At 45.9% G+C, this 18,787-nt stretch carries 17 protein-coding genes and 1 tRNA gene; 5 read left to right on the forward strand and 13 right to left on the reverse strand.

Translation table 11 applies throughout. From position 1 onward, the window contains the following. Positions 1-7 precede the first annotated feature (7 nt). From clpP to ACZ5DR_RS16565, 3 genes are all read right to left on the reverse strand, one after another. Entirely contained in the window at positions 8-640 is a 633-nt protein-coding gene (clpP, locus tag ACZ5DR_RS16555) for an ATP-dependent Clp endopeptidase proteolytic subunit ClpP (protein ID WP_377365597.1), read from the reverse strand. Between the two features lie 71 nt (positions 641-711). Next, on the reverse strand, positions 712-2,046 hold the full coding sequence (tig, locus tag ACZ5DR_RS16560) for a trigger factor (RefSeq protein ID WP_377365595.1): 1,335 nt from the start codon (positions 2,044-2,046) through the stop codon (positions 712-714). 109 nt (positions 2,047-2,155) lie between these two features. Next, positions 2,156-2,232: transfer RNA gene (locus tag ACZ5DR_RS16565), tRNA-Arg, on the reverse strand. A gap of 341 nt (positions 2,233-2,573) precedes the next feature. On the opposite strand from ACZ5DR_RS16565, the gene ACZ5DR_RS16570 reads away from it, so the two are divergent. Both ACZ5DR_RS16570 and ACZ5DR_RS16575 read left to right on the forward strand, forming a co-directional pair. Then, positions 2,574-3,425 carry a YihY family inner membrane protein gene (locus ACZ5DR_RS16570; protein ID WP_377365593.1) on the forward strand — a complete coding sequence of 284 codons (852 nt, stop codon included), beginning with the start codon at positions 2,574-2,576 and terminating at the stop codon, positions 3,423-3,425. Positions 3,426-3,461: 36 nt separating this feature from the next. Then, complete coding sequence (locus ACZ5DR_RS16575; RefSeq protein WP_377365591.1) at positions 3,462-4,010, forward strand: hypoxanthine-guanine phosphoribosyltransferase; 549 nt, start codon at positions 3,462-3,464, stop codon at positions 4,008-4,010. Between the two features lie 72 nt (positions 4,011-4,082). On the opposite strand, the gene sthA is transcribed toward ACZ5DR_RS16575, so the two are convergent. The 9 genes from sthA to ACZ5DR_RS16620 form a co-directional block, all read right to left on the reverse strand. Then, positions 4,083-5,477, reverse strand: a complete 1,395-nt coding sequence (gene sthA / locus ACZ5DR_RS16580; protein WP_377365589.1) for a Si-specific NAD(P)(+) transhydrogenase — start codon at positions 5,475-5,477, stop codon at positions 4,083-4,085. Positions 5,478-5,494: 17 nt separating this feature from the next. Continuing rightward, the gene (gene nqrM / locus ACZ5DR_RS16585; RefSeq protein WP_377365587.1) at positions 5,495-5,728 is read right to left on the reverse strand and encodes a (Na+)-NQR maturation NqrM; all 234 of its coding nucleotides are present in this window, start codon (positions 5,726-5,728) and stop codon (positions 5,495-5,497) included. 18 nt (positions 5,729-5,746) lie between these two features. Continuing rightward, a complete protein-coding gene (locus tag ACZ5DR_RS16590; RefSeq protein WP_377365585.1) occupies positions 5,747-6,763 on the reverse strand; it encodes an FAD:protein FMN transferase in 1,017 nt (338 codons plus the stop codon). Positions 6,764-6,831: 68 nt separating this feature from the next. Beyond that, complete coding sequence (gene nqrF / locus ACZ5DR_RS16595; protein WP_377365583.1) at positions 6,832-8,055, reverse strand: NADH:ubiquinone reductase (Na(+)-transporting) subunit F; 1,224 nt, start codon at positions 8,053-8,055, stop codon at positions 6,832-6,834. A gap of 42 nt (positions 8,056-8,097) precedes the next feature. After that, positions 8,098-8,706 carry an NADH:ubiquinone reductase (Na(+)-transporting) subunit E gene (nqrE, locus tag ACZ5DR_RS16600; RefSeq protein WP_377365581.1) on the reverse strand — a complete coding sequence of 203 codons (609 nt, stop codon included), beginning with the start codon at positions 8,704-8,706 and terminating at the stop codon, positions 8,098-8,100. Next, the gene (locus tag ACZ5DR_RS16605; protein WP_377365579.1) at positions 8,707-9,369 is read right to left on the reverse strand and encodes an NADH:ubiquinone reductase (Na(+)-transporting) subunit D; all 663 of its coding nucleotides are present in this window, start codon (positions 9,367-9,369) and stop codon (positions 8,707-8,709) included. A gap of 2 nt (positions 9,370-9,371) precedes the next feature. Further along, the gene (locus ACZ5DR_RS16610) at positions 9,372-10,169 is read right to left on the reverse strand and encodes a Na(+)-translocating NADH-quinone reductase subunit C (RefSeq protein WP_377365578.1); all 798 of its coding nucleotides are present in this window, start codon (positions 10,167-10,169) and stop codon (positions 9,372-9,374) included. Further along, positions 10,162-11,358: an NADH:ubiquinone reductase (Na(+)-transporting) subunit B gene (locus ACZ5DR_RS16615; RefSeq protein ID WP_377365576.1), complete on the reverse strand. Its 1,197-nt coding sequence runs from the start codon at positions 11,356-11,358 to the stop codon at positions 10,162-10,164. The genes ACZ5DR_RS16610 and ACZ5DR_RS16615 overlap by 8 nt, the downstream gene beginning before the upstream one ends. A 3-nt stretch (positions 11,359-11,361) precedes the next feature. Beyond that, positions 11,362-12,699, reverse strand: coding sequence for a Na(+)-translocating NADH-quinone reductase subunit A (locus ACZ5DR_RS16620; RefSeq protein ID WP_377365574.1), 1,338 nt, complete (start codon positions 12,697-12,699; stop codon positions 11,362-11,364). A 406-nt stretch (positions 12,700-13,105) separates the two neighbouring features. Here ACZ5DR_RS16620 and folX point away from each other — a divergent pair, with 406 nt between their 5' ends. From folX to ACZ5DR_RS16635, 3 genes are read left to right on the forward strand one after another with little or no spacing between them, the layout of a single operon-like run. Then, the gene (gene folX / locus ACZ5DR_RS16625) at positions 13,106-13,471 is read left to right on the forward strand and encodes a dihydroneopterin triphosphate 2'-epimerase (protein WP_377365572.1); all 366 of its coding nucleotides are present in this window, start codon (positions 13,106-13,108) and stop codon (positions 13,469-13,471) included. 13 nt (positions 13,472-13,484) lie between these two features. After that, on the forward strand, positions 13,485-16,898 hold the full coding sequence (gene mfd / locus ACZ5DR_RS16630; RefSeq protein WP_377365570.1) for a transcription-repair coupling factor: 3,414 nt from the start codon (positions 13,485-13,487) through the stop codon (positions 16,896-16,898). Further along, on the forward strand, positions 16,895-17,665 hold the full coding sequence (locus ACZ5DR_RS16635; protein WP_377365568.1) for a hypothetical protein: 771 nt from the start codon (positions 16,895-16,897) through the stop codon (positions 17,663-17,665). The genes mfd and ACZ5DR_RS16635 overlap by 4 nt, the downstream gene beginning before the upstream one ends. Before the next feature lie 69 nt (positions 17,666-17,734). Here the strand turns inward: ACZ5DR_RS16635 and sohB are convergent, their stop codons facing one another. Then, entirely contained in the window at positions 17,735-18,769 is a 1,035-nt protein-coding gene (gene sohB / locus ACZ5DR_RS16640; protein WP_377365567.1) for a protease SohB, read from the reverse strand. Positions 18,770-18,787 lie beyond the last annotated feature (18 nt).

The raw sequence follows: 18,787 nt of genomic DNA on the forward strand, positions 1-18,787 counted from the left end.
CTTTAATTTATACTTCGCGTTTTTCTAATATGTCGTCAATTAGACCATATTCTTTAGCCGATGTTGGGCTCATAAAGTTATCACGGTCCGTATCTTGAGCAACTTTCTCAATTGGCTGGCCTGAATGATGAGCAATAATCTCGTTCAATCGGTGCTTAATACCCAAGATTTCACGAGTGTGAATCTCAATATCAGAGGCCTGACCTTGGTAGCCCCCTAACGGTTGGTGAATCATCACACGAGAGTTAGGTAGGCAGTAGCGTTTACCTTCAGCACCGGCCGTTAACAGCAACGCGCCCATGCTAGCCGCTTGACCAATACACATAGTGCTCACATCTGGTTTGATAAACTGCATAGTGTCATAAATAGACATACCTGCCGTTACTGAACCACCTGGAGAGTTAATGTAAAGGTGAATATCTTTATCTGGGTTCTCAGACTCCAAAAACAAGAGCTGAGCAACAACAAGGTTCGCCATATGATCTTCCACTTGACCCACTAGGAAGATAACGCGCTCCTTTAAAAGACGAGAGTAAATATCAAACGAACGCTCACCGCGTGCCGTTTGTTCGATAACCATAGGGACTAGGCCATTACTGGTAATTGCAACGGGGCCAGTTGTAGGGGTCGTTAAATTCATATCCTATTCCTTAAAACAAAAAGGCCGGTATAACGTGCGCTATACCGGCCTGTGAGAATTATAAGCTGAGCTTACGCTTCTTCAGTCTCTTCTGCTTCTGCAGCGGGAGCTTCTGGCTTGATAGCATCTTCGTAACCTAGCGTTACTTCAGTGATTTTCGCGCTTTCTAGCAGTTTATCAACAACTTGCTCTTCAAGTACAGCGGATTGAACTTGAGCTAGCTGCTCTTTGTTGTTTAGGTAGAAATCAACAACCTGTTGTGGCTCTTGGTAAGCTTGCGCCATTTCTTCCAAGAAAGCACGTACACGATCATCTTCTACTTTCAATTCGTTCGTTTGGATCACTTCAGAGATCAAAAGACCTAGTTTAGCACGCTTAGTGGCTTCTTCAGTGAATAACTCAGCAGGCAATTGAGACGCATCAAAACCTTGAGCACCACCGAATTGCTGCGCTGCTTGCTTACGAAGACCATCAACTTCTTGATCAACCAAAGCAGAAGGCACTTCAACTGGGTTCAATGCAGCCAACTGATCGAACAAAGAGTTTTTCAACTTAGCTTTGATCGCTTGGTTCAGTTCGCGTTCCATGTTCTTTTGAACTTCTGCACGAAGACCCGCAACTGTCGCGTCTTCCATACCAAACTTGCCTGCGAACTCGTCGTTTAATTCAGGCAATACTTGCTCAGCCACTTCGTGTGCAGTGATTTTGAAAGTCGCTTCTTTACCCGCTAGATGCTCAGCTTGGTATTCTTCAGGGAAGGTAACAGAGATAGTACGCTCTTCACCTGCTTTGATACCCTCAACACCAGACTCAAAACCTGGAATCATAGTGTTAGAACCGATTACAAGCTTGTGACCTTGTGCTGCACCCCCATCAAACGCTTCATCACCTAGGAAGCCTTCGAAGTCGATAGTAACTTGATCGCCATCTTTCGCTTCACGATCAACAGCAGTCCACTCAGCATTTTGCTTACGCAAAGTTTCTAGCATAGTGTCTACGTCTGCTTCTGTTACTTCAGAAACAACACGCTGAACTTCAATTTTAGAAGCATCTGCAAGTTCGATTGTTGGGTAAACTTCTACCTTAGCAGTGAACTCTAGATCAGCGCCCTCAGCGATGTTTTTAGGTTCAATTGAAGGCATGCCCGCTGGCTGGATGGACTCAGCCTGGATCGCTTCTACGTAAGCGTCACGCATAATTTGCTCAACAGCTTCCAAACGGATGCTCTGACCAAAACGTTTTTTAACAACGCTTACAGGCACCTTGCCTTTACGGAAACCATCAATGCGAACTGTTTTCGCAGTTTTAGCTACTTCAGAGCTAACTTTTTCATCAATACGTGCAGCAGGAACGCTAATAGTAAGAACGCGTTCGATTGGAGACGTTGTCTCTACAGAAACTTGCATAAAACTTCCTCTTGGGAACGTGCTTTATTTGTTGACGCCGCCGCGAACATTCACGACTTACTTTAAAGCTCAGTCAACAAGACCAAAAAATTGTTTACTGTAATGTAATTGGCACGCCTGGAGGGATTCGAACCCCCGACCATCCCCTTAGAAGGGGGATGCTCTATCCAACTGAGCTACAGGCGCAATGACTACATCACAAATAGTGACGCGCTATTATAGGGAACGAATAACAATCGTCAACTGATAGGCATAAAAAAGCCCAGCAAAGCTGGGCTAAAAGATATTGTATGACTTATCGTCACCAAGGAACCGAGAATGGGTCTAAGCAATCACTTAGTCATTCACAGTACAAATATCACAAAAGGAACAAGACGAATAATAGCCCACCCCCCGAGCCTACGCAACCAAAATGGAACACTTTTTTTCAACTTGCACTATTTGTGTGCGTTCGCCTTTTTTCTTACACAATAGCCCCCTAGAGTCTTCTTATATAGAATAGAATTCCCCCCTCGATGGAGATGACAATGCAGGTCAAAAACGCCAAAAAAGCAACCTTACAGCTGTACCATCTCATTCGGATTGTTTGGTTAAGAGCACTGCGCCAATCTGTCAGCCTTCGGGCTGCCCATTTAACCCTTGCCTCATTACTGGCTGCCGTGCCCATTATTACTATTGTGTTTGGTATTTTGCGTTTAACCCCAGCCATGGGTGACATGCAAGATGCATTCGTTGGCTTTGTAGAACAGCACCTCGCCCCCGGAAGCAGCGATACCGTCATCCCCTATTTGGTTGAATTTTCTGAACAAGCCAAAAACCTTCCTGCAGCCGGCATAGTGACATTAATATTCACGGCGCTCTTATTACTTAATAGCTTCGAAGGGTCCGTTCAGGCCATCTGGCGCATTAAACGTAAGCGTAAAATTCGTGAGCGTCTTTTAACCTATTGGGCAATTTTAACTTTAGGTCCTATTTTACTGGCAGTTTCCATGAGCCTATACGGCACCATATTGTCCTATGAACTTAAGGGAATTGAGCTCCCAAATCTATTATCTAAAGCCTTCGATTTAGGTAGCTATGTTATTTACTTCTTACTGCTGTTTACCATCAACTTTCTAACCCCTAATGCAGAAGTACAGCTTAAACTAACCTGCGCATCAGCAGTCGTTGGCGCAATCGGCATCTCAATTTTGAATACCCTGTTTGGTAATTTCGCGCAATTCTTTGCCAATTACCAAGTTGTGTACGGTACTTTTGCTGCGTTGCCGATTTTCTTAATCTGGTTGCAGTTCAGTTGGCTGATCATATTATTGTCTGTGAGCCTGAACGCAACGCTCCACAAATTAAATCGCCAACCCAAGACGGATGAGTTAGAATGATCGGTCAAACTTTCCATAATAAATTCCTGAATAAATATGCATAATATCGACGAACTTAACGCCATACTGGAAGACGCAGACTGCTTAATTTCTGAAGCAGAGCTAAATGACGCCCTTGACAAGATGGCAGCACAAATAACCGAGGATCTTTCAGACAAGCTCCCTGTTGTTATTTGCGTTATGAACGGCGGCTTATTGCCAACCGCAGCCCTACTTCAGCGCCTTCAGTTCCCCCTTGAGCTGGACTATGTCCATGCCAGCCGCTATGGCATGGAAACGACTGGCAGCGCTTTAAAATGGACCAAGTTTCCCCAGTCCCAGTTTGAAGATCGTGAAGTTCTCATCGTTGATGACATCTTTGATCAGGGCCACACCCTAGAAGCCATTGTTAAATGGTTCGAAGAAAGTGGTGCCAAAAATGTCTATTCGGCTACCGTAGTCAATAAACTGCACGATAGAAAAGTAGAAATGCGTCCCGACTATAACGGCCTCGACGTTGAGGATCGCTTTATCTTTGGTTATGGCATGGACTACCAAGGTTATTTCAGAAACCTACAAGCCATATATGCAGTAAAAGGCAAATAGCAGTTAACTTCCTTACAGTTAACCAGCCACAAAAAAAGCGCCCTAGAGGCGCTTTTTTAGATCTAAAACCCATTAGAACACTCGGTTAAAACCGTTTAATGCGGCGACACGGTAGGCTTCTGCCATGGTTGGATAGTTGAATGTTGTATTCAAGAAATACTTCAATGTATTCAACTCACCTGGCTGCTTCATAATCGCTTGTCCGATGTGGACAATCTCTGATGCTTGGTCACCAAAACAATGGATCCCTAGAATCTCAAGGGTCTCACGATGGAACAAAATCTTAAGCATACCGACCGCTTCCCCAGTAATTTGGGCACGTGCCGTGTTTTTGAAGAAGGCACGACCTACTTCATAAGGCACTTTTTCAGAGGTCAACTCAGCCTCGGTTTTACCGACAGATGAGATTTCTGGAATGGTATAAATCCCCGTTGGTACTTCTGAAATAAAATGACCACCTTCCAAGCCCAACATATTAGCCGCCACAGAACGACCTTGGTCGTATGCAGCACTTGCCAAGCTTGGCCAACCAATCACATCACCTGCTGCGTAAACGTTTTCAACTGCAGTTTGGTAGGTGTCATTTACAGCCAACTGACCACGAGAGTTGGTTTCTAGCCCGATATTTTCCAGCCCCAACCCATCTGTGTTACCAGAGCGCCCATTACAGAACAACAACGCATCAGCACGAAGCTTTTTACCAGAAGTTGTGTGCATGACAACACCACGGTCATTGGTTTCTACTGAGTCAAAAGTCTCATTATGACGAATCAAGATACCGCCATCACGAAGGTGATAACTTAACGCATCAGTGATCTCATCATCCAGGAAGCTTAGCAATTTCTTACCAGGGTTGATCAATTCAACACGCACACCCAAGCCACAGAAGATAGACGCATACTCACAACCGATAACACCTGCACCATAAATGATCAAAGAGCGAGGCGTATGACTTAAGGATAGAATGCTGTCAGAACAGTAAATACGAGGATGGGTAAAATCAATGTTTGCAGGACGGTAAGGACGAGAGCCCGTTGCAATCACGACCTTATCAGCCACCAACTCTTCTGGACCTTTCTCGTAGGTATTTACCTCAATGGTATTCGCATCCTTAAACTTACCGAGACCAAAATACACATCAATACGGTTGCGAGCGTAATACTCCGTACGACCCAGAACTTGCTTATCGATGACTCGGTTTGCACGATCCAGAACTTTAGGAAAAGAAAACCAACGAGGCTCACCAATATCACGGAACATAGGATTGGTGTTAAAGGCGATGATTTCTTTAACCGCATGACGCAATGCTTTAGAAGGGATTGTCCCTAGGTGGGTACAACTCCCCCCCACTCTTGGACTTGCTTCGATTACCGCAACTTTTTTACCGGCTTTCGCTGCGTTCATCGCAGCACCTTCTCCTGCAGGGCCAGTACCTAGCACCACGACATCATAATGCCTAGTCGTCATATGATCATTAACCTCGTTTATTTAGTTGCGTCGTAAAATTGGTCATCCGTAGAGACCTGAGCTCGAACTTTTTTAGTTTCTTTTTCGCACTTCCCTTTGTCGCCACCACAGATATCACAGGCTACTTCCATGCCCAATGCACTCATGCCACCACATGAGCCAGAAATCGGCTTACGTCCCATTAGGACACCAACAGCCATGGCAGTCACCACGGCGACCATGCATGCAAATACAATTAATACTGTCGTCATAATTACCTCTCTTGCCGTCTATTCTTGGATATACGGCGCAAATGCAGCGGAATACTGCTCAGTAAAACCAAAATCTTCTTTCACCAACATATACGCGGCGATGTCATGCTGCTCGGCGAATTCCAGACCAGCCTCTGGCCCCAACACTGTGATGGCCGTTGCTAGGCCATCAGCCCTAGTAGTGTTCGCATCTACCACCGTGACAGAAACCAATCTGTGAGTAATAGGTTTACCCGTTGTTGGATCGATTGTGTGGGAATAGCGCACACCATTTTTTTCAAAATAGTTGCGGTAATCTCCAGATGTAGCAATAGCTACATTGTCCGCTTCTATTACTCGTTGTGCAATGTTGTGGCCTCCAGCAGGGCTCTCAACCCCAATCTGCCAAGGTTCATCGCCTAATTTTGTGCCGGAAGCACGAATTTCGCCACCCACTTCAACTAGGAAATTGTTCACACCATTTTCTTTCAGTATTCGAGCAACTTCATCGACACCAAAGCCTTTAGCGATAGACGAGAGGTCCACATACACTTCAGCGGATTTCGATAATTCTTGACCTTCCAAACGCAAGTGAGAATAGCCTACACGTGATTGTGCTTGAGCAATTTCCTCGTCGCTTGGCACAGTATCTCTGTGCTTACCTGGCCCAAAGCCCCATAGGTTAACTAGAGGACCGACGGTCACATCGTATTTACCATTCGTAATACGACTGATCTTCAAAGCTTCGTCTACTACATACGCCAAGTCCTTCGAGACTTCTTCTGTTGATTGCGCAGGCAGTTTATTAAAAAGGGAAAGCTCTGAATTTGGATCGTATGTGGACATTAGCTTGTTCACTCGAACTAAGATTTCATCCACATCTGATTTTAATTCTTCACGACTTGCTACATCAGCCGCTGTGACATATTTAACGGTATAGGTTGTCCCCATAGTAGGGCCAGAAAAGCTCGTAAGCTCAGGAGTGAAGGATACCGCTTTATAAAGAATAGTCGCTAGGACAACAGCCACTAGAACCAGTAAAAATTTGTTTCGCATAAATCAACAAACACTCAGAGGAAGAAAAAACAAAGACCCACCGAGGTGGGTCTTTACTTCAGTCAATGCTAACCACCAAAGTCATCAAGAAGAATATTCTCTTTCTCGACACCTAGGTCTTCCAGCATTTTAATTACTGAGGCATTCATCATTGGAGGTCCACACATGTAGAACTCACAATCTTCAGGTGCTGGGTGATCTTTCAAGTAGTTTTCATACAGCACATTATGAATAAAGCCAGTCTTACCTTCCCAGTTATCTTCTGGTTGCGGATCAGACAGAGCCAAATGCCAAACGAAGTTCTCGTTCTCTTCTTGAAGCATATCGTACTCTTCTGTGTAGAAGGCTTCGCGCAAACTACGAGCACCGTACCAGAACGAAATCTTACGCTTAGAATTCAAACGCTTAAGCTGGTCGAAGATATGAGAGCGCATTGGCGCCATACCGGCACCACCACCGATGAAGACCATTTCTGCATCTGTGTCTTTGGCAAAGAACTCACCGAATGGACCATATACTTTAATTGTGTCGCCTGGTTTAAGGCTAAACACATAAGAAGACATCTGACCTGGTGGCACATCATCCTTACCTGGTGGCGGTGAAGCGATACGGATGTTGAATTTAACAACGCCCTTCTCTTCTGGGTAGTTCGCCATTGAGTAGGCACGGATAATGGTTTCATCAACCTTAGAAACAAATTTCCAAAGGTTAAAGTGATCCCAGTCACCACGGTACTCTTCTTGGATATCAAAGTCTTTGTAGTTCACAGTATGTGCTGGCGCTTCAAGCTGAACATAACCACCAGCACGGAAATCAACGTTTTCACCTTCAGGCAGGCGAAGCGTTAACTCTTTGATGAAGGTAGCAACGTTAGGGTTGGACTCAACAGTACAATCCCAAGCTTTTACACCGAACACTTCTTCAGGAACTTCAACGTCCATATCCTGCTTAACAGAAACCTGACAGGATAGACGGTAACCTTCTTTCTCATCACGACGGGTGAAGTGTGATTGCTCAGTAGACAACATAGAGCCGCCACCGCTTAGCACCTTACACTTACACTGGGCACAGGTACCACCGCCACCACAAGCTGACGATAAGAAAATACCACTGTTAGCTAGGGTTTGAAGTAACTTACCACCTGCTGGTGCTGTCACTTCTTTTTCCCCATTAATACGTATTGTCACATCACCGCTGCTCACCAAGCGAGCGCGCGCGAACAAAATGATCGCAACTAGCGCCAGCACGATGGCGGTAAACATCACAACACCTAGAATGATTTCTAAGTTCATGTTAGTTAAACCTTCTTCTTGGTTGTCCCAACTGTGCAGCGATTAAAGCTGCACACCAGAAAATGACATAAAGCCCAAGCTCATCAGACCAACGGTGATGAACGTAATACCCAAACCACGCAGACCTGCTGGCACATCTGAGTATTTAAGCTTTTCACGGATACCAGCTAGCGCAGCGATTGCCAATGCCCAACCGACACCAGCGCCTACGCCGTAAACCACACTTTCACTGAAATTGTAGTCACGCTCTACCATGAACAAAGACGCACCCATGATGGCACAGTTTACTGTGATCAAAGGCAAGAACACACCTAATGCACTGTATAGCGCTGGCATGTATTTATCTAACGTCATTTCCAAAATCTGAACCAATGCAGCGATAACGCCGATGTAGCTCAATAGCCCCAAGAAACTCAGGTCAACATTTGGTAGACCAGCCCAATCCAATGCACCTTCTTTTAGAAGGTTTTGGTACAACAAGTTGTTCACTGGAACCGTTACGGCCAGTACGACAACTACGGCAATACCAAGGCCAATGGCTGTTTCTACTTTCTTAGACAAAGCCAAGAAAGTACACATACCTAGGAAGAAGGCAAGCGCCATGTTTTCAACGAAAACAGCCTTAATAAATAGACTAATAAAGTGTTCCATTTAGAGTGCCTCCTGAGAACGAGAGTTAGCAACGATTTTATACTCTGGCTCTTCAACCTGCTCTTTCTTGTAGGCGCGTAATGCCCAGATCACAAGACCGATTACGAAGAAAGCACTTGGTGGAAGCAACATCAAACCGTTTGGCTGGTACCAGCCACCGTTTTGAACCGTTTCGAAAATTGTGACGCCGAACAACTTACCGGCACCTAACAACTCACGGAAGAACGCCACCACAATCAGCATCGCACTGTAGCCAAGACCGTTACCAATACCGTCTAAGAACGACATTGCAGGACCGTTTTTCATTGCGAAGGCTTCCGCACGACCCATAACGATACAGTTAGTAATGATCAGACCTACGAATACAGAAAGCTGCTTACTGATTTCAAAAGCAAAGGCTTTCAAAATCTGGTCTACCACAATTACCAAGGAGGCAATAATGATCATCTGTACGATGATACGAATGCTGCTTGGGATGTAGTTACGAATAATCGCAATAAAGAAGTTGGAAAATGCGGTTACAGCGATTACCGCCATAGACATTACCAAACTTACTTGCAAACTACTGGTTACCGCTAGCGCAGAACAGATACCTAGGATCTGAAGTGCGATCGGGTTATTAGCTAAAATCGGTCCAAAGAGAACCTTTTTCACATCAGACATGATTACACTCCTTCGCTACGCAGTTCTGCAAGGAAAGGACCGAACCCTTCGCTGCCCAACCAGTATTGAACTAGGTTTGTCACACCACGGCTTGTTAAAGTCGCACCTGAAAGGCCATCAATTTGGTGTTCTGCTTGTGGGTTGTTCCCATCAACAGAGCCTTTTACAAGATGAATTACAGCATTACCGTCTTCATCGTAAACTTCTTTACCTTCCCAAATCGCTTTCCAGTTAGGGTTATCCACTTCACCACCTAGCCCAGGTGTTTCACCTTGCTGGTAGAAGCCAAAACCTACAACTGTCGAGTAGTCTTGCTCAAGTGCCATAAAGCCGTACATGGTCGACCAAAGTCCGTAACCATGAACTGGAACAATAATGCGTGCTTTTGCGTCAGCGTCTTTCACTAAATAAACCGTTGCGAACTTCGCACGGCGCTTGATACTGGCTGGATCTTCATCACCAGATAAAGACGAAGATAACGCCGGATCTTTCGCAGCAGACTGCTGGTCGTAAGACGCGACAGTAACACCTGCTTCAGCCAACTCTTCGTCAGTAGCGAAACGGCCAGCTTCGATGTTTACCAAACGCTTTTCAACCGTTGCGAATACTTCATCAACGTCATCACCAGGATTCAGCATCTGAGCAGCCGCTAGAATGTTACGCTTACGATCAAGGTCACTGTTTGCCTTTTGAATCGGCTTTAGACCCACCGCAGCGGACGCAACGAATACAGAACACACCAAACACAGCGCTAGGGCTACGATGATGGTTTTTTGGATGCTATCGTTATTACTAGACATTGCGAGCAATCCTCCGCTTAATGTTTGCTTGCACTACGAAGTGGTCGATGAACGGCGCAAACAAGTTAGCGAATAGAATTGCTAACATCATACCTTCAGGGTATGCAGGGTTAACCACACGAATCAAGACAACCATCACACCAATCAAAGCACCGTAGAACCACTTACCGCGGTTTGTCATAGAGGCAGACACTGGATCGGTAGCCATGTACATCATACCGAATGCAAAGCCACCCATAACTAGATGCCAGTACCAAGGTGTTGCAAACATAGGATTGGTATCAGAACCAATAGCATTAAACAGCAAAGACGTTGCAACCATACCCAGCATCACACCAGCAACGATGCGCCACGCAGCGATTTTCATCACCAACAAAGCACCACCACCAATCAGGATTGCTAGGGTTGAAGTCTCACCCATAGAACCTTGTACTAGACCAAAGAATGCATCTGACCACGAAGACGAAATCGCTTCAGTACCACCCGCAGCCACTTGGCTAAGCATGGTTGCACCAGAGAAACCGTCAACAGCAGTCCAAACCGCATCACCAGACATAGAAGCTGGGTAAGCAAAGAACAAGAATGCACGGCCAGCAAGGGCTGGGTTAAGGAAGTTTTTACCTGTACCACCAAATACTTCTTTACCCAGAACAACACCAAAGGTGACACCTAGGGCAACCTGCCAAAGAGGAATAGTAGCCGGCAAAGACAGAGCAAACAGAATAGAGGTTACAAAGAAACCTTCGTTCACTTCGTGCTTACGCACTGCGGCGAACAGCACTTCCCAGAAACCACCCACCACGAAAATGGTCAGGTAAACTGGTAAGAAGTACAGGGCACCATAAATCATGTTGTCCCAAATACTGGTGACATCATAACCGGTAAGCGCACCGATAACGCCTTGACGCCAAGTATCAGCCGGAGCGATACCCATTGCATCCATAGCTGTGTTTGCTTGGAAACCGATGTTGTACATACCGAAGAACATTGCCGGGAATGTACACATCCAAACAAGAATCATGACACGCTTCATATCTACCGCGTCACGAACGTGAGAACCGCCTTTCGTTACACTACTTGGACGGTAGAAGATAGTATCTACCGCTTCGTAAAGCGCGTACCACTTCTCATATTTGCCGCCTGAATGAAACTCAGGCTCCATTTTATCTAGAATATTTCTAAGACCCATGGATTAACCCTCTTTCTCAATCGTTGTGAGACAGTCGCGTAGAATCGGGCCGTACTCAAACTTACCTGAACAAGCGTAGGTCATTAACGCTAGATCTTCTTCATCAAGTTCCAAAGCACCCAATTTTTGCGCTTGCTCTGTGTCGCCTACTACTAATGCACGCAGTAATTGAGTCGGAAGAATATCCAACGGCATCAAACGCTCAAAATGACCAAGCGGAAGCATGGTACGATCACTACCGTTTGTCGTTGTCGTCATGTTGAACGAGGATTTGCCCGTCAACTTAGAGATGAACACGTTAAGCACAGAGTGTTTTTCAACACCAGCACGTAAGTAGTGCATCATTTGACGCTCGCGACCCTCAGCAAGCACAACTACTTGAGAATGGTAACGACCAAGGTAAGCGTATGGACCAGTCGCCTTACGACCTGAAAGCACAGAACCAGAGATTATACGGTTATCGCCTTCCGCCAGTTCACCAGCGACCAATTGAGTTAGGTCCGCACCGACAACAGTGCGCAACAAACGAGGCTTAGTCACCTGAGGACCCGCTAGAGAAATCACGCGAGTAACATCTAGGGTACCTTTTACAAACAGTTCGCCGATTGCTACCACATCTTGGTAGTTAATAGACCAAACCGCCTTTTTATCGCTAACAGGGTTTAAGAAATGGATGTGTGTACCAGCCAAACCCGCAGGGTGTTTACCTGCAAACTCTTCTACTGTCACATCAGAAGTTGTTGGGATCTTGCTGTCCGGCGCCTTACAAAGGAAAACTTTCCCTTCGGTCAATCGCGTCAGCACAGTTAAACCGTCTGTGAAGGCTTCCGCTTTATCAGCCAAAACCACAGCTGGATCAGCTGCTAGAGGGTTGGTATCGATAGCCGTCACGAAGATGGCACTCGGAACAGCTTCTAACTCAGGCACCTTAGAAAAAGGGCGTGTACGCAAAGCCGTCCAAAGACCGGACTCAACAAGGTTTTCTACAACCTTATCGCGCTCAAGTGATTTCAACTCAGAGCCAGCGTATTTTGCGAATTCTACTGCTTCGTCGCCTTCTACTTCGATGACGACTGATTGCAGCATACGACGCTCACCACGATTAATCGCAGAGATCGTACCTGAGGCTGGGGCGGTGTACTTTACTCCTTCCGTCTTTTTATCCGTAAAGATAACCTGCCCTTTTTTGACCTTATCACCTTCCACGACCATCATGGTAGGTTTCATACCATGGTAATCAGGGCCGATGACCGCTACCGACTTCGCGGCTGGAGCACTATCAATAACTTGATTAGGTGCACCGCTAATCGGTAGATCTAGGCCTTTCGTAATTTTATACATATGTTCTGCCCAACAATATAATTGAACACCAAAGCGTACTTACGCTTGAGTCAGATCCCCTCCGGGAAAGCACTCCAACTCAAAGTTGCCGTTATCAGGCAACTTTATAGCGCAATCTCACTTCACCAAAAAACCGGAGTATTATAGTGATCATTGGCAACGTTGACTACTAGCGGACGCTTCCTTTACTAGGGAAGAATGTACAAAAGTAACAAAATAACAAGTATAAACGGGGTTTATCGCCTAACCCTCCGCTAAAATACGCGTAATTTTTCTACATTATTTTTATCTCTTTCATCCGTTTCACGCATTTTTCCGTACTAATAGCGCTATAAGTTGCCTCAATCTTGGTTACACGACACAATAATGCTCACCTGAGCCTATCGAAATGATAAGGAATCTAGACATGCCTAATGACGTTGCTCAAATCCAAATCAAAGACCTTCGTCTTCGCACCTACATTGGCTTCAACGACGATGAAAAAGCCAACAAGCAAGATGTCGTTATTAATGCACTGATTGAGTACCCTGCTGAGCAAGCTTGCCTTACCGACGAAGTATTAGATGCCGTTAACTACAAAACCATCTGCAAAGATTTAATAAAGCACGTTGAAAGCAATCGTTTCTTACTTCTTGAACGACTAACATCTGAACTATTAGAGATTTGTTTGGCTCCTGGGCCTGTGACCTTCGCTCAAGTGGAAGTAGATAAACCTCACGCTCTACGCTTCGCCGATTCGGTTTCCTTTAGACTTGCTAAACACAAACACTGATTTAACCTCGACAATGACAACATCTACTGACCGACTTAACTTTTCTGCCGGATTTAAGAACCATCTAGAGAGCCTTAATCTTAGTCACAAGGCCAAGCTCATCATGGACATGGCAGGTCAACATCAGCGCCCTATGTTATACATGGCTGCTAGCGCCACTGAGCTAATCACTCTTGAAGAGAATCTGAGGTTTTTTAACCATCAAGACTTACCTGTTTTGCGTTTCTCAGATTGGGAAACTCTCCCTTATGACAGTTTTTCTCCTCATCAAGACATCATCTCGGACCGCCTCGATACCTTAGCGAAAATCCGTGATCTCAAGTCTGGCATCATTCTTACCACCACAGCTTCAGCCCTAACGCGCATCTGCCCTTTAGAGCACATCGATGCCCAACGTTTCGATTTGACCGTTGATCAAATCCTAGAACAAAAAACCTTAATAGACCGCCTTACGAATGGAGGCTATTTAAACGTCGAAACCGTCAACACACATGGTGAATTCGCCGTACGTGGCGCCATCATGGATATTTTCCCTATGGGTGTTGAGAACCCTATTCGGGTAGAGTGGTTTGATAATGAGGTGGAATCCATTCGTTGGTTTGATGTGGACAGCCAGCGCACCATAGAAAAGGTCAATCAGATCAAAATCCTCCCTGCACGGGAGATCTCAACCACTAAAAATGGCATCACTCATTTCCGTAAGCGATTTAGAGAGCGCTTTGATATTGATCCACTAAGCAGCCCTATCTACCAAGACGTCACAGAAGGCATTATTCCAGGGGGTATCGAGTATTACCTTCCGTTATTTTTTGAACACACCGCCACCCTGTTTGACTATCTAACGGATCAAACCCTGATTCTCCGCAACGAGCAAATTAATGCCTACGTGGGCGCCACGCTGCTTGATTATAAAACCCGTCATGAATCTCTGGCCTATGACATTCAAAAACCCATACTCAAGCCAGAGGAGCTTTGCCTAAGTGAAGACGAATTTTTCGGACATTTAAAACAACACCCAGGCATTCAGTTTAATGACATCCCAGGGGACGCAAGTCATCTAGCCTTACCACCACTGGCTGCGGAACAACAAGGATCAGCCGCTTTCGATAAGCTGAGTGACTTCTTAAATCAAGCCAACATACCCACCCTAATCGTGGCTGAGTCCGCAGGCCGCCGAGAGGCATTACTGGATCTCTTATCAAGCGCGAAGATCAAGCCCAAAGTATTAGAAAGCTGGTCTCAGTTTTTAACCGAACAACCCAGTCTCGCCATCACAGACGGCATGCTTTCCAATGGCTTTGTAGACGACAGTAATCTGGCCTTGATTGCCGAAAGTGATCTATTAGGTGAACGAGTCACCCAGAGCCGTCGCCGCAAGGCCTCCAGCATCGATGAAGACGCCATCATCCGCAACCTGACAGAGCTTAGAGTCGGCGCTCCAGTGGTACATATAGACCACGGGGTAGGACGCTATTTAGGATTGACCAATCTCTCTATCGATGGCCAAGAAACCGAGCTACTGACCTTAGGGTATGCCAACGACGCCAAGCTTTATGTGCCGGTCTCCTCACTACAGCTTATCTCACGCTACGCTGGGTCAGACGAGGAACACGCACCGCTACACAAACTTGGCACTGAAAAGTGGAGCGTTGCGAAACAACGGGCTGCCGAAAAGGCACGGGACACGGCGGCTGAGCTACTAGAGATCTACGCTAAGCGGGAATCCAAATCAGGCCACGCTTTCGACAAACCAGACGAAGCTTACCGACAGTTCTCCGCGGGCTTTCCATTTGAAGAAACACCAGATCAACAACTGGCCATTGATGCAGTTGTTCGTGATATGTCAGCGCCAAAGGCCATGGACAGATTGGTCTGTGGTGATGTGGGGTTTGGTAAAACTGAAGTGGCCATGCGCGCGGCCTTCTTAGCCGTACAAGGGGGAAAACAGGTGGCGGTACTTGTCCCAACTACCCTACTCGCCCAGCAGCATTATGATAACTTCTGTGATCGTTTTGCGGATTGGCCAGTTCAAGTGGAGTTACTTTCTCGCTTCCGCTCAGGAAAACAGACCACCGCTGCCGTACAACGCATCGAGGAAGGCAAAGCAGACATTGTCGTCGGCACCCACAAACTGATCCAAGGGGACATCAATTTCGCCAATCTTGGTTTGGTGATCATTGATGAAGAACACCGTTTTGGTGTGAAACAAAAAGATCAATTTAAAGCACTGCGTGCCGAGGTGGACATACTGACATTGACCGCAACGCCGATTCCACGGACATTAAATATGTCACTGAGCGGCATTCGAGATCTATCGATCATTGCCACACCTCCGGCAAAACGCCTGTCAGTTAAGACCTTTATTAAAAAACGTGACAGCCATCAGATTCGGGAAGCCATTTTGCGAGAGCTGTATCGTGGTGGCCAGGTATACTTTCTTCATAACGAAGTTCAGACCATCGACAAAACCGCTGAATCCCTTAAAGAATTGGTACCGGAAGCCCGCGTAATCGTTGGCCACGGGCAAATGCGTGAGCGCGAGCTAGAGCAAGTCATGTCAGACTTCTATCATAAACGCGCCAATGTCCTAGTGTGTTCAACCATTATAGAAACGGGGATAGACGTCCCTAACGCCAACACCATCATTATTGAACGGGCCGATAAGTTTGGCCTGGCGCAATTACACCAATTGCGGGGTCGTGTGGGACGTTCACACCATCAAGCTTACGCCTACTTGCTAACCCCAGATGATCGTAAGATTACCCCGGACGCAGAAAAACGACTGGATGCTATTTCCATGGCAGACACTCTTGGTGCAGGCTTCACCCTTGCCACCCACGACTTAGAAATTCGCGGTACGGGTGAGCTATTAGGAGAAGGCCAAAGTGGTCACATCGAGCACGTAGGCTTCTCTTTGTTTATGGATATGCTAGATCGGGCTGTTAAATCCCTTAAAAATGGGGAATCCCCTGATGTAGACATCTCCTCACCAGCTCAAACTGAGATCAACCTGCGAGTCCCGGCTTTAATACCTGAGGACTATTTGGGGGATGTTCACACACGTTTGATCCTCTATAAGCGCATAGCAAGTGCTGCCAATGATAGCGAATTAAAAGAACTTCAAGTGGAGATGATTGACCGCTTTGGCCTATTGCCTGACGCTACCAAAAACTTATTCCGTCAAACTGCTTTGAAATTTAAAGCGGAACAACTTGGTATCAATAAGATCGAAGCCAATCAGAATGAAGGCAAAATTTTCTTCAAGTCCAACACGCCAGTGGACCCTATGAAGCTGATCACACTCATTCAAACAAAACCTGATCGTTTTAAATTATCTGGCTCGGATACACTGCGTTTTATTGTTAACATGCCAAATGCAGATGAACGATTCACCCAAACACTCAAAACATTGGAACAATTACATTGAAAGCCTTTTCATATTTAGCAGCAGGACTGCTGCTAGGCAGCCTCTCTTTACCCGCTAATGCTGTCGATTTAGATTCCATCGATCCGGATAAAGCTCGTGCTTACGAAGCCTATGTCATGACATTTCTTTGGCCGGAGAACATGAGCTCTGAGCGCATCGATTACGAAAACGTGCTGAGCCTAGCAGGGATACCTGTATTCGAATCAGGGCAAGAAACCAACACAGCGAGCACAGAAACAAGTTTTGCCGCAGATATTGAGCCACTCAAGGCGCCATTCGATGAGTTTTTAAACACTTTCAAGCGTCGCACACAACTTCTAAGCAACGAGCGTTGGACCTTAATTTTCCCAGAAACAGGCGCTACATTATCAAGAGAGTTTCATAGTGAAACCGTGATTGATGGTTATGCCGAGTTCGTTGCTCATGTGGATTTCACGCTTAACCGCTACCTTGAAAGCGATTTATCCTATGAGCACTACTTGTTTGATACGTTCACCACTGTAAAAACAAAGGAAAATCAACCAGCAATCACCACAGACGGTCCACGGGTCACCCTAGAACAAACTCAAGCTCCAGAAACCATGGTTCAAAAACACATAGAACCTGCCATGGTATTGAAGCTCAACTTCTTAAACAAAACGCCTAGCAAAAAACTTAATTACATTGATCACCCAACCATTGGCACTCTGATTTACTTTGAGCCATTGGAGCTAGAAGACGCTATGGAGCGGGTTTCAATGGAGCAGTTCATGGACACACCAAATTAACCTTAGGTGGCAATAAAAAATCCCCGGCATGCCGGGGATTTTTTATGATTAGTCATCAAGCTTAGAGGCTTAATAACCTTTGGTATTGAGAATCTTCGTCAACCAGCCTATCGCCTTGGTTTCTACAGCAGACAATACACTCATCCCAAAACGTTCTGTTAAGGGCTTAGGCTCACGATAAGACACATGCAACACATCCGTGTCAGCATAGAATTGTTCAAGGTAAGCATCACTTGTCATCACCTCATCCGCAAGATGGTTTTCCAACGCTTCTGAGCCATACCAGGTTTCACCTGTTGCAATAGAATCCATTTCTAAGACCGGACGGTTACCCGATACAAAACGCTTAAACAACTCATGGGTATCTTCCAAATCCTGTTTAAACTTCTCACGACCTTCGTCGGTATTCTCACCTAACATGGTCAGAGTACGCTTGTACTTCCCTGCCGTATGCAGCTCTACGTCAATATTGCTTTTATCCAGCAAACGGTGGATGTTCGGCACCTGTGCCACCACACCAATGGAGCCCAAAATCGCAAACGGAGCCGCGACGATTTTATCCGCCACACAGGCCATCATGTATCCGCCACTGGCTGCGACTTTATCTACTGTAACGGTCAAAGGAATACCCTTATCTCGAATACGCTGCAACTGAGACGCTGCCAAACCATAGCCGTGAACGACACCACCAGGACTTTCAAGTCGCACAACCACTTCGTCTTGCTGGGTGGCAACACTCAAAATAGCACTCACCTCTTCACGCAAAGAACTCACAGCAGACGCTTTGATGTCTCCATCAAAATCCAATACATAAACTCGCTTTGCTGGTGCTTCAGACGTCTCCTTGCTTTTCTCTTTCGCTTTCGCTTTCTGCTCTTTTTTGAGAGCCTTCTGCTCTTTCTTTAGCGCCTTCTTGTCGTGAAGCTGCTTACGTAGCTCCTCTTTCATAGCCTTGTAGCCTTCGTTGAGTTTCACTACTGAAAGATTACCTTTGCGCTGCTTGCCTTTATTTCCTGCTACCACTGCAACGATCAATAACACAATCAGTGCGATACTCAGTAAGCGGATCAGAAAACCCGCATAATCTGCTAAAAATTCCAACATGTACTCCTAAGGTCACAT

Source organism: Marinomonas vaga, assembly GCF_055388305.1.

Excerpts from the sequence above, each read along its gene's own strand:
- clpP (WP_377365597.1), bottom strand. The coding sequence starts at position 640 with ATGAATTTAACGACCCCTACAACTGGCCCCGTTGCAATTACCAGTAAT.
- tig (WP_377365595.1), bottom strand. The coding sequence starts at position 2,046 with ATGCAAGTTTCTGTAGAGACAACGTCTCCAATCGAACGCGTTCTTACT.
- ACZ5DR_RS16570 (WP_377365593.1), top strand. The coding sequence starts at position 2,574 with ATGCAGGTCAAAAACGCCAAAAAAGCAACCTTACAGCTGTACCATCTC.
- ACZ5DR_RS16575 (WP_377365591.1), top strand. The coding sequence starts at position 3,462 with ATGCATAATATCGACGAACTTAACGCCATACTGGAAGACGCAGACTGC.
- sthA (WP_377365589.1), bottom strand. The coding sequence starts at position 5,477 with ATGACGACTAGGCATTATGATGTCGTGGTGCTAGGTACTGGCCCTGCA.
- nqrM (WP_377365587.1), bottom strand. The coding sequence starts at position 5,728 with ATGACGACAGTATTAATTGTATTTGCATGCATGGTCGCCGTGGTGACT.
- ACZ5DR_RS16590 (WP_377365585.1), bottom strand. The coding sequence starts at position 6,763 with ATGCGAAACAAATTTTTACTGGTTCTAGTGGCTGTTGTCCTAGCGACT.
- nqrF (WP_377365583.1), bottom strand. The coding sequence starts at position 8,055 with ATGAACTTAGAAATCATTCTAGGTGTTGTGATGTTTACCGCCATCGTG.
- nqrE (WP_377365581.1), bottom strand. The coding sequence starts at position 8,706 with ATGGAACACTTTATTAGTCTATTTATTAAGGCTGTTTTCGTTGAAAAC.
- ACZ5DR_RS16605 (WP_377365579.1), bottom strand. The coding sequence starts at position 9,369 with ATGTCTGATGTGAAAAAGGTTCTCTTTGGACCGATTTTAGCTAATAAC.
- ACZ5DR_RS16610 (WP_377365578.1), bottom strand. The coding sequence starts at position 10,169 with ATGTCTAGTAATAACGATAGCATCCAAAAAACCATCATCGTAGCCCTA.
- ACZ5DR_RS16615 (WP_377365576.1), bottom strand. The coding sequence starts at position 11,358 with ATGGGTCTTAGAAATATTCTAGATAAAATGGAGCCTGAGTTTCATTCA.
- ACZ5DR_RS16620 (WP_377365574.1), bottom strand. The coding sequence starts at position 12,699 with ATGTATAAAATTACGAAAGGCCTAGATCTACCGATTAGCGGTGCACCT.
- folX (WP_377365572.1), top strand. The coding sequence starts at position 13,106 with ATGCCTAATGACGTTGCTCAAATCCAAATCAAAGACCTTCGTCTTCGC.
- mfd (WP_377365570.1), top strand. The coding sequence starts at position 13,485 with ATGACAACATCTACTGACCGACTTAACTTTTCTGCCGGATTTAAGAAC.
- sohB (WP_377365567.1), bottom strand. The coding sequence starts at position 18,769 with ATGTTGGAATTTTTAGCAGATTATGCGGGTTTTCTGATCCGCTTACTG.